The organism is Burkholderia sp. AU4i, from assembly GCF_000466765.1.
In the GTDB taxonomy this organism is placed as follows: domain Bacteria; phylum Pseudomonadota; class Gammaproteobacteria; order Burkholderiales; family Burkholderiaceae; genus Burkholderia; species Burkholderia cepacia.
In genome coordinates this window covers 50,404-60,039 of record NZ_ASSI01000165.1, presented here as the reverse complement: position 1 = coordinate 60,039, position 9,636 = coordinate 50,404, and the positions used below count along the sequence as shown (strand labels likewise).

At 66.3% G+C, this 9,636-nt stretch carries 10 protein-coding genes; 8 read left to right on the top strand and 2 right to left on the bottom strand.

Annotated features, from left to right (window positions below; all coding sequences use genetic code 11):
* The first annotated feature begins 230 nt into the window (after window positions 1-230).
* Together L810_RS32315 and L810_RS32310 are read left to right on the top strand one after the other, a co-directional pair.
* A complete protein-coding gene (locus L810_RS32315; protein ID WP_011351770.1) occupies window positions 231-1,013 on the top strand; it encodes an SDR family oxidoreductase in 783 nt (260 codons plus the stop codon).
* Window positions 1,014-1,045: 32 nt separating this feature from the next.
* Window positions 1,046-1,486 (top strand): acyl-CoA thioesterase, encoded by a 441-nt coding sequence (locus L810_RS32310; RefSeq protein ID WP_042977028.1) that lies wholly within the window; start codon window positions 1,046-1,048, stop codon window positions 1,484-1,486.
* 105 nt (window positions 1,487-1,591) lie between these two features.
* Here L810_RS32310 and L810_RS32305 read toward each other — a convergent pair whose 3' ends face one another.
* Window positions 1,592-2,137 carry a LuxR C-terminal-related transcriptional regulator gene (locus tag L810_RS32305; protein ID WP_021162430.1) on the bottom strand — a complete coding sequence of 182 codons (546 nt, stop codon included), beginning with the start codon at window positions 2,135-2,137 and terminating at the stop codon, window positions 1,592-1,594.
* Between the two features lie 222 nt (window positions 2,138-2,359).
* On the opposite strand from L810_RS32305, the gene L810_RS32300 reads away from it, so the two are divergent.
* A complete protein-coding gene (locus L810_RS32300) occupies window positions 2,360-3,064 on the top strand; it encodes a CoA transferase subunit A (protein WP_021162428.1) in 705 nt (234 codons plus the stop codon).
* Window position 3,065: 1 nt separating this feature from the next.
* A complete protein-coding gene (locus L810_RS32295) occupies window positions 3,066-3,707 on the top strand; it encodes a CoA transferase subunit B (protein ID WP_021162427.1) in 642 nt (213 codons plus the stop codon).
* Window positions 3,708-3,786: 79 nt separating this feature from the next.
* On the opposite strand, the gene L810_RS32290 is transcribed toward L810_RS32295, so the two are convergent.
* Entirely contained in the window at window positions 3,787-4,719 is a 933-nt protein-coding gene (locus L810_RS32290; RefSeq protein WP_021162426.1) for a LysR family transcriptional regulator, read from the bottom strand.
* Between the two features lie 92 nt (window positions 4,720-4,811).
* On the opposite strand from L810_RS32290, the gene L810_RS32285 reads away from it, so the two are divergent.
* The 4 genes from L810_RS32285 (at window position 4,812) to L810_RS32270 (ending at window position 9,592) form a co-directional block, all read left to right on the top strand.
* A complete protein-coding gene (locus tag L810_RS32285; RefSeq protein ID WP_021162425.1) occupies window positions 4,812-5,696 on the top strand; it encodes an EamA family transporter in 885 nt (294 codons plus the stop codon).
* 286 nt (window positions 5,697-5,982) lie between these two features.
* On the top strand, window positions 5,983-6,879 hold the full coding sequence (locus tag L810_RS32280) for an alpha/beta fold hydrolase (RefSeq protein ID WP_042977026.1): 897 nt from the start codon (window positions 5,983-5,985) through the stop codon (window positions 6,877-6,879).
* An 80-nt stretch (window positions 6,880-6,959) separates the two neighbouring features.
* Window positions 6,960-7,313: a RidA family protein gene (locus L810_RS32275; RefSeq protein ID WP_021162422.1), complete on the top strand. Its 354-nt coding sequence runs from the start codon at window positions 6,960-6,962 to the stop codon at window positions 7,311-7,313.
* 44 nt (window positions 7,314-7,357) lie between these two features.
* Complete coding sequence (locus tag L810_RS32270; RefSeq protein WP_021162421.1) at window positions 7,358-9,592, top strand: RelA/SpoT family protein; 2,235 nt, start codon at window positions 7,358-7,360, stop codon at window positions 9,590-9,592.
* Window positions 9,593-9,636: the final 44 nt, after the last annotated feature.

Here is a 9,636-nt window from a genome sequence, read left to right as displayed (position 1 = left end):
ATTCCATCGATTCGCGCGGGCCATATTGCTCGATGAGGCTTGCGGGGGTCATTGGCGTTCCTCTAACCGTTAGAATGCTTTTATTCGGGAGCGTATTGTCTGCGAAACGAAACGCTTGCCGCAACAGCATGCGGCTAGATTAGCACGATCGTTCTATTTTTGTGCTAGGGTAATGCCGCTCGGGCCATGCTGCCCGTAGCGGCGAAACGACATCGAAAGGGGATGTGCAAATGGGTCGTTCGATCAATCTGGAAGGCAAGGTTGCGCTGGTCACGGGGGCGTCGAGCGGCCTGGGGCAGCGTTTTGCGCAGGTGCTGTCGCAGGCCGGTGCAAAGGTCGTGCTCGCGAGTCGTCGCGTCGAGCGCCTGAAGGAGTTGCGTGCCGAGATCGAGGCGGCGGGCGGCGCTGCGCACGTCGTGTCGCTCGACGTCACCGACGTCCAGAGCATCAAGGCGGCGGTCGCGCATGCGGAAACGGAGGCCGGCACGATCGACATCCTGGTGAACAATTCGGGCGTCTCGACGATGCAGAAGCTCGTCGATGTGACGCCGGCCGATTTCGAGTTCGTGTTCGATACCAACACGCGCGGCGCGTTTTTCGTCGCGCAGGAAGTCGCGAAGCGGATGATCATGCGCGCGAACGGCAGCGGCAACGGCAAGCCGCCGTGCCGGATCATCAACATCGCGTCGGTGGCCGGCCTGCGCGTGTTCCCGCAGATCGGGCTGTACGCGATGAGCAAGGCCGCGGTCGTGCAGATGACGCGCGCAATGGCACTCGAGTGGGGGCGCCACGGGATCAACGTCAACGCGATCTGTCCGGGTTATATCGATACCGAAATCAATCATTACCTGTGGGAAACCGAGCAGGGCCAGAAGCTGCAGTCGATGCTGCCGCGCCGGCGCGTCGGCAAGCCGCAGGATCTCGACGGGCTGTTGTTGCTGCTCGCGGCCGACGAGTCGCAGTTCATCAATGGCTCGATTATCTCCGCCGACGACGGCTTCGGCCTCGCCTGAGCGGATGACATTCAGCAACACAGAAGACTGCAATGAGCGCAACAAACGATTACTCCCCCGTATTTGAGATGTCGATGCCGATCCGCTGGGGCGACATGGACGCGTTCGGCCATGTGAACAACACGGTCTATTTCCGCTACATGGAGCAGGCGCGGATCTCGTGGTTCGAGGAGCTCGGCATCGCCGGCGGCAATGGCGAGGGGCAGGGGCCCGTCATCGTCACGGCGTCGATGGAATTCCTCAAGCAACTGCACTATCCGGGCGACGTGATCGCGAAGATGTCGGCCGCGAAACCCGGCCGGAGCAGCTTCGATACCGGTTTCGAGCTTACGCGCGCGGATGATCCGCAGCACGTCTATGCGCGCGGCAAGGCGCGCTGCGTGTGGGTCGACTACGCGCTCGGCAAGTCGGTACCGCTGCCCCAGTTGCTGCGCGACACGATCGAGCGCGCGCTCGCGACGAAGGTCGGCTGAGCGTTGGTACGGCGAGGCCGGCGCCCGGGCGCCGGCGGCACGCCGTGCCTGCTGTTTCACGAATCGGCCGCCATGCGCGGCCGATTGTCATCCGGGAGCCGCCATTCACTGCCCGAGCAGGCGCTGCAGCAGCTCCGGCGTATTGTTGGTGCCGTACTTGCGCATCAGCCGCGCGCGGTAGATGTCGACCGTGCGCGAGCTGATGTCGAGCACGCGCCCGATCTGCTTGCTGGTCTTGCCGGTCGCGAGCTGGGCGGCGATCTCGCGCTCGCGCGGGGTCAGTTCGACGGCGACCCGGCGCGTCGCGCTCAAATCCTCGAAGGTCCAGACGCCTGCCGCGAGCGGTGCGGTGCGGTCGAGCGCGCGGCCGGTGACGTGGCACCAGAACAGCTCGCCGTCCGCGCGTTTCATGATTCTGTCATCCGAGTAGATGCCGTTCGCGGCCATTACGCGCGCGATACGTTCGCCGATTCGCTGGAATTCGTCCGTCGACGGGTAGAGCACCTCGTACGATTTCCCGATCAGGTCGGCCCGCACGCAGCGGAAGATCGACGCCAGCGCGTCGTTGCAATCCTCGATCACGCGGTCGCGCGACAGGACGAGGCCGAGCGGCGCGAGGTGGAAGGCGGTCTGGTAATCGAGAGCGGGCATGGCGCAGGCAAGCGGAGGCAAACGCTTATGTATTTTTGCGTATTGTGCCGCATCCGCGCCGCATCGTACCCTTTCAGGCATCTCGTGGCGGTTTGCCGCGGTATAAAAACAGCGCGCCTCGACGCAGGCATCGCCGTGCATGCATAGAATGATGCGGCGGGCTTGCGGGCCACGTGGCGCGTGAACCGGTTTCGCTGGTTTCCATAGAGGAAGGGACAACTGATGAACAAAGTCTATCCAAGCGCGGCAGCCGCGCTGGAAGGGATCGTCCGTGACGGACAGACCTTCGCGGTGGGCGGCTTCGGCCTGTGCGGGATTCCGGAGGCGCTGATCGCCGCGTTGCGCGATTCGGCCGTCAAGGGCATCACCTGCATCAGCAACAACGCGGGCGTCGACGGTTTCGGCCTCGGCCTGTTGCTGGAAACGCGCCAGATCAAGAAGATGATCTCGTCGTACGTCGGCGAGAACAAGGAGTTCGAGCGCCAGTACCTGGCCGGCGAACTCGAACTCGAATTCACGCCGCAAGGCACGCTCGCCGAAAAGCTGCGCGCGGGCGGCGCGGGCATCCCGGCGTTCTTCACGAACACGGGCTACGGCACCGTGATCGCGGAAGGCAAGGAAACGCGCCAGTTCGGCGATCGTCACTATGTGCTCGAACCGTCGCTGACGGCCGATGTCGCGCTCGTGAAGGCCTGGAAGGCCGACAAGTCGGGCAACCTGATCTATCGCCGCACCGCGCGCAACTTCAACCCGATGTGCGCGATGGCCGGCAAGATCACCGTCGCGGAGGTCGAGGAAATCGTCGAGAACGGCGAGCTCGATCCGGATCACATCCACACGCCGGGGATTTTCGTGCAGCGTATCGTGCTGAACGCGACGCCCGAAAAACGCATCGAACAACGCGTCGTACGCGCGAAAGGAGACTGACATGGCCTGGAATCGTGACCAGATGGCCGCGCGCGCGGCGAAGGAACTGCAGGACGGCTTCTACGTGAACCTCGGCATCGGCCTGCCGACGCTCGTCGCGAACCACGTGCCGGAAGGCGTCGAGGTGTGGCTGCAGTCGGAGAACGGCCTGCTCGGCATCGGCCCGTCGCCGACCGAAGACGAAGTCGACGCCGATCTCATCAACGCCGGCAAGCAGACCGTCACGACGCTGCCGGGCTCGTCGATCTTCTCGTCGGCCGATTCGTTCGCGATGATCCGCGGCGGCCACATCAACCTCGCGATCCTCGGCGCGATGCAGGTCAGCAAGCAGGGCGACCTCGCGAACTGGATGATCCCCGGCAAGATGATCAAGGGGATGGGCGGCGCGATGGATCTCGTCGCCGGCGTGAAGCGTGTCGTCGTGCTGATGGAGCATGTCGCGAAGGGCGATCAGCACAAGATCCTCGAGGAATGCAACCTGCCGTTGACGGGTGTCGGTGTGGTCGACCTGATCATCACCGATCTCGGCGTGATCGAAGTGACGCCGTCCGGCCTGAAGGTCCTCGAGCTCGCCGATGGCGTGAGCGCCGACGAGATCCAGGCAAAGACGGGTGCGCCGCTCGACGTCAGCGCGGTCGCCTGAGTTTTTTTCATGTCGATTCGCCCCGCATGCCGTCAGGCACGCGGGGCGTTTATGTTTGTGGCATGCGCGCGCGGCCGCGTCAGACGGCGGTCTGCAACGATTCCACGCGTTGTTCGCCGGTGGGCGTGCCGTCGTCGGGCGAACCCAGCTGCAGCGCATGAAACAGGAAGCGTTGCAGCGTGACTGCCGCCGACGTGTGATCGCCGAGGTCCGCGCGGCTGAACAGCCCGAAATCCGCGGCGGGTGGCGCGGGCAACCCGGCTGCCTGCGGGTCGAGTGCGCGCATCGTGTCGCGACGCACGTTCCAGTCGAGCAGTACCGTGACGCCGAGGCCTGCCTCGACCGCCGACTGGATCGCGGACAGGCTCGTGCTGGTGCAGATGACGCGCCACGCACGGCCGGCGTCGCGCAACATCGAGAACAGCTTTTCCTGCCACGGGCAGGTGCCGCCGAACGCAACGATCGGTACCGGTTCGTTGCGAGGGAGGCGGTCGGTGGTGGCTGCGGCGGCCCAGTGCAGCGGATGCTGCCACGTCGCGAGCGGCTCTGCCCGGATCAGCACCGGGTCGCCGATCACGAAATCCAGTGCGTGGCTCGCGAGTCGCTGCGACAGGACGGGGCTCGTATCGACGACGATCTCGAGCGCGACGTTCGGAAATGACGCCGCGAACTGTCGCAACGCGTGCGGCAGACGGCCGACGGCGATGTCCTCGAGGACACCGAGCCGTACGGTGCCCGAGATGTCGCCTGCGGCGAGCGCGGCGCGGGCGGCGAGCCCGACGCCGAGCAACTGGTGCGCATATGGCAGCAGCACGTTGCCCGCGGCCGTCGGCGTGACGCCGCGCGGCGAGCGTTCGAGCAGGCGCTGACCGACTTCATCCTCGAGCCGTCGCAGCGCCATGCTGACGGCGGCCTGCGTGCGATGCAGCGCCGTTGCCGCCGTGCTGACGCTGCCGGTTTCGACCACGGTGACGAACGTGCGCAGCAGGGTGCTGTCGAGATCGCGGGTCATCAATATTCCTGATGCGGACATAAGAATTATCAGCTTATATCAAGCATGCGGCCGCGGTTAGCATCGGCGTGTCACTGAACCGGAGCGGTTGCATGAGCGAGGAATCGAGTACGGTACGACCGGGTGTCGCGCAGCGCGCGGCGTCACCTTTCACGAATGCGGTGGCGCCGCTGCTGGCCGTCGCGTCGATGTGCAGCGTGCAGCTCGGCGCGGCGCTGTCGAGGCCGGCGACGATCGAGTACGGCACCGTCAGCACGACCTGGCTGCGGCTCTGTTTCGCCGCGCTCGCGCTGGCCGTGGTCGTCCGGCCGCCGCTCCACACCTATTCCCGGCAGCGCTGGATCGCCGCCATCGCGCTCGGCACGGCGATGGCCGCGATGACGCTGTGCTTCTTCGAAGCCGTGCGTCGCGTGCCGCTCGGCCTGGCGGTGGCGATCAACTTTCTCGGGCCGCTGGCGGTCGCCACGATCGGCGTGCGCAAGCCGGCGATGCTGGCATGGCCGGCACTTGCGCTGGCTGGCGTGCTGCTGCTGGCGCGGCAGGACGGCATGTGGGTGACGGCGCCGGCCGCGCTGGTCTTTCCGGTCGGCTCTGCGCTTGGCTGGGCCGCCTATATCGTGTTGATGAAGCGTGTCGGCACGCTGTTCGACGGGCTGCAAGGGCTGTCCGCGTCGCTGTTCGTGGCCGCGCTCGTCACGACACCGTTCGGGCTGGCGCAAAGCGGCGGCCACTTGCCGGCCGGCCAACTGATCGATGCCGCGTATCTGGCGGTGCTCGTCCCGCTGTTTCCTTACGTGCTCGAACTGATTGCGTTGCGAAAGATGAGCGCATCGGCATTCGGCATACTGATGAGCGCCGAGCCCGCGATCGCCGCGGGGATCGGTTATGTCGTGCTGGCGCAGCCGATGAGCACGCTGCAGGTCGCCGGCACGCTGTGCGTGGTCGGTGCGAGCATCGGCGCGGTCATGCAGAAATAACCGCGCTTTCCCGGCCATGACGGGCCGGTGCACGATGGTGCGTTCACGGCGCCGTCGCCGCGGCCGCAACGGAGGCTGGATCGGCGGCCTGCTGAACACGGAACACCGCGCCCGATTCCGCACGGCCGCGTGACATTTCATTGGCGCTCGCACGAGCCGCAAGCCCGCAAGGGTGGTCAGGCGACTCGTGATCCGGAACGGGTTTACAATCGATCGCATCCCCCGGCTGCCCTGGCGGGCCGGGCCCACATGCCATCGCGCCGCACCGTTCGGCAGGACGCCTCCGATGCCCACTTCCCCCGTGAACTCCCCGATTCCCCGTCAACGGCGCGTGCAGTGTGCGAGCGCGGCCGGCCTTCACCACGTCGCCTATACCGAGTGGGGCGATCCCGCGAACCCGCGCGTGCTGGTTTGCGTGCACGGCCTGACCCGTTCCGGGCGCGATTTCGACCGGCTCGCCACGGCGCTGTCCGATACGTATCGCGTCGTCTGCCCCGACATCGTCGGGCGCGGCCAATCGGACTGGCTGGCCGATCCGAGGCTCTACGCGATTCCGCAATACGTGGCCGACATGGTGACGCTGATCGCGCGACTCGACGTCGAATCGGTCGACTGGTTCGGCACGTCGATGGGCGGCCTGATCGGCCTGGCGTTCGCGGGGCTGCCCGGTTCGCCGCTGCGCCGGATGATCGTCAACGACGTCGGCCCGCGCATCGAACCCGATTCGCTGACGCGCATCGGCGAATATCTCGGCGTGCAGCCGCGCTTTGCGACCGAGCAGGAGGGTGTCGACTATCTGACGTCGCTGTCGCTGCCGTTCGGTGCGCTGACCGCCGACGAGTGGCGCGAGATCAACGGGCCGCTGCTGCGCGAACTGCCCGAAGGTGGCTGGACGGTCCGCTACGATCCGCGTATCGCCGAACCGTTCAAGGCAACCACGCCCGAGTTGGCCGCACTCGGCGAGGCCGCGCTGTGGCGCGCCATCGAGACGACGGATGCATCGCTGCTCGTCGTGCGCGGCGAGACGTCCGACCTGCTGTCGCGCGAGACGGTGGCCGACATGGTGCGTCGTGGCCGGCACGTCACGCACGCCGAGATTCCAGGGGTGGGCCATGCGCCGGCGTTCGTCGACGCAGGCCAGATTGCGCTCGCGCGGCGGTTTTTCGTCGAAGGCGGCGCATAAACGCGTCATAATATGCGGTTCGACGGCACGCGGGCCGTGCCGCCACCCGAATCTCCATCCACTCACGACCGGAACATTCCATGGCAGTCATTCGTCACCACGTCGGGGCCCGACTCTCCGAAACCGCGATCCACAACGGTACCGTGTATCTGGCCGGCCAGATCGCCGAAGACACCACGCAGGACATCAAGGGCCAGACGCGCGAAGTGCTCGGCCACATCGACCGCCTGCTCGCCGAAGCGAACAGCGACAAGGCGCATCTGCTGTCGGTGCAGATCTACATTTCCGATCTGGCGAATTTCGACGGCATGAATGCGGAGTGGGATGCATGGGTCGCGCAGGGCAACACGCCGCCGCGCGCCACCGTCGAGGCGAAGCTCGCGGATCCGGCGCTGCTCGTCGAGATCGTGGTGGTCGCCGCACAGCGGAGCTGAACCGGACGCAACCCGACGATGATCGTATTCCGCCAGGCCAAGCAATGACCGAGTCCGTTTCCGCTTCCCCCGTCGCGGCACCGTCGTTCGACGACGTGCTCGCGTTCGTGCGCGAACGGGCCGGCGACGCGCGCCTGTCGTCGGGCGAACTGCTCGCCGATCACTCGGCGGGCACGGCGGCGATCATGCGCACGCTGAACGTCGATCCGCCCGCGATGCAGGCGGCCGCGCTGTTCGTGCTGACGCCGCACCTGAGCGACCCCGAGCGCGAACTCACCGAGCGTTTCGGCGACGAAGTGGCGCGGCTCGTGTCCGACGTGCGCAAGCTGTTGCGGCTCGGTACCGTCAGCCTGCGTGCCGCGCAGAACGCGGTGCCCGATGCGGGGCGTGACACGGCGGAAGAGCGGCGTACGCAGATCGAGGCGCTGCGCAAGATGCTGCTCGCGTTCGCGCAAGACATCCGCGTGGTGTTGATCCGGCTCGCGTCGCGCCTGCAGTCGCTGCGCTACTACGCGGCCGCGAAGATCGACCCGCCGCCCGACGTCGCGCGCGAGACGCTCGAGATCTATGCGCCGCTCGCGAACCGTCTCGGTATCTGGCAACTGAAGTGGGAGCTCGAGGATCTCGCGTTCCGCTTCGAGGATCCCGTCACCTACAAGCGGATCGCGAAGCTGCTCGACGAGAAGCGCATCGAGCGCGAAGCGTACGTCACGCAGGCGATCGACCGGTTGCAGCAGGAGCTGGCGGACGCGAACATCCAGGCCGATGTGAGCGGCCGGCCAAAGCATATCTACAGCATCTGGCGCAAGATGCGCGGCAAGGAGCTCGATTTCTCCGAGCTGTACGACGTGCGCGCGTTTCGCGTGATCGTGCCGGACATCAAGGATTGCTACGCGGTGCTCGGCATCGTGCATCACCTGTGGCAGCCGGTGCCGAAGGAATTCGACGACTACATCTCGCGGCCGAAGCCGAACGGCTACAAGTCGCTGCACACGGTCGTGATCGGCGATGACGGCCGCGCGTTCGAAGTGCAGATCCGCACGCAGGAGATGCACCGTTTCGCCGAGTACGGCGTCGCCGCGCACTGGCGCTACAAGGAGGCGGGCGCGCGCGGCTACGGCGGCCAGTTCTCGGCGAGCGACAAATACGACGAGAAGATCGCATGGCTGCGCCAGCTGCTCGCGTGGAAGGATGACGTCGAGGACGGCGCGGAAAAGTCGGGCGACAAGGCGTGGGCGCAATTGCGCGAGACGTCGCTCGACGACGACCACATCTACGTGCTGACGCCGCAGGCGCGTGTGATCGCGTTGCCGCAGGGCGCGACGCCGGTCGATTTCGCGTACCACCTGCACAGCGAGCTTGGCCATCGCTGCCGTGGCGCACGCGTCGACGGCGCGATGGTGCCGCTCAACACGCCGCTCGCAAATGGCCAGACGGTCGAGATCGTCGCGGTGAAGGAGGGTGGGCCGTCGCGTGACTGGCTGAACCTCCAGCTCGGCTACATGAAGAGCCCGCGCGCGCGTCAGAAGGTGCGTGCGTGGTTCAACTCGATCGAGCAGGAAGAAAACATCTCGCATGGCCGCGCGCTCGTCGAAAAGACGCTGCAGCGCGAGGGCAAGACATCGGTCAACCTGGACAATCTCGCCGCGAAGCTCGGCTTCAAGTCGCCCGAGGAGCTGTTCTCGGTCGTCGGCAAGGAAGAGTTCAGCCTGCGCAATGTCGAGCACGCGCTGTCCGATGCGCCGCCGCCGGAGCCGGCGCCCGAAGCGCCCGCCGATTTCGAGAAGCGCAGCAGCGGCGCGAGCGTGGCGCACGGCGCGTCGACCGGCGTGCTGGTGGTGGGCGTCGACGCGCTGCTGACCCAGCTCGCGCGCTGCTGCCGTCCGGCACCGCCCGATCCGATCAGCGGTTTTGTCACGCGTGGCAAGGGGATGTCGATCCACCGCACCGATTGCCCGACGTTCCGCCGGATGGTCGAGCGCGCGCCGGAGCGCGTGCTGCAGACGACCTGGTCGGCCGACGTGCTCGGCGGGCGCGGTGCGTCCGTCTATCCGGTCGACCTGATGATCGAGGCGAGCGACCGGCAAGGGTTGCTGCGCGATATCTCCGAAGTGTTCGCGCGCGAGAAGATGAACGTGGTGGGTGTGAAGACGCAGAGCCGCCGCAACGCGGCATTCATGCAGTTCACGGTCGAGGTGTCGAACTCGGCGCAGGTGCAGCGCGCGTGCACGCTGCTCGGTGAGGTGCAGGGCGTCGTGCGGGCGGGGCGGAAGGCATGATATGGGGTTGGAGCCCCGTTATTTTGCTGCGACCGCATAAAAAC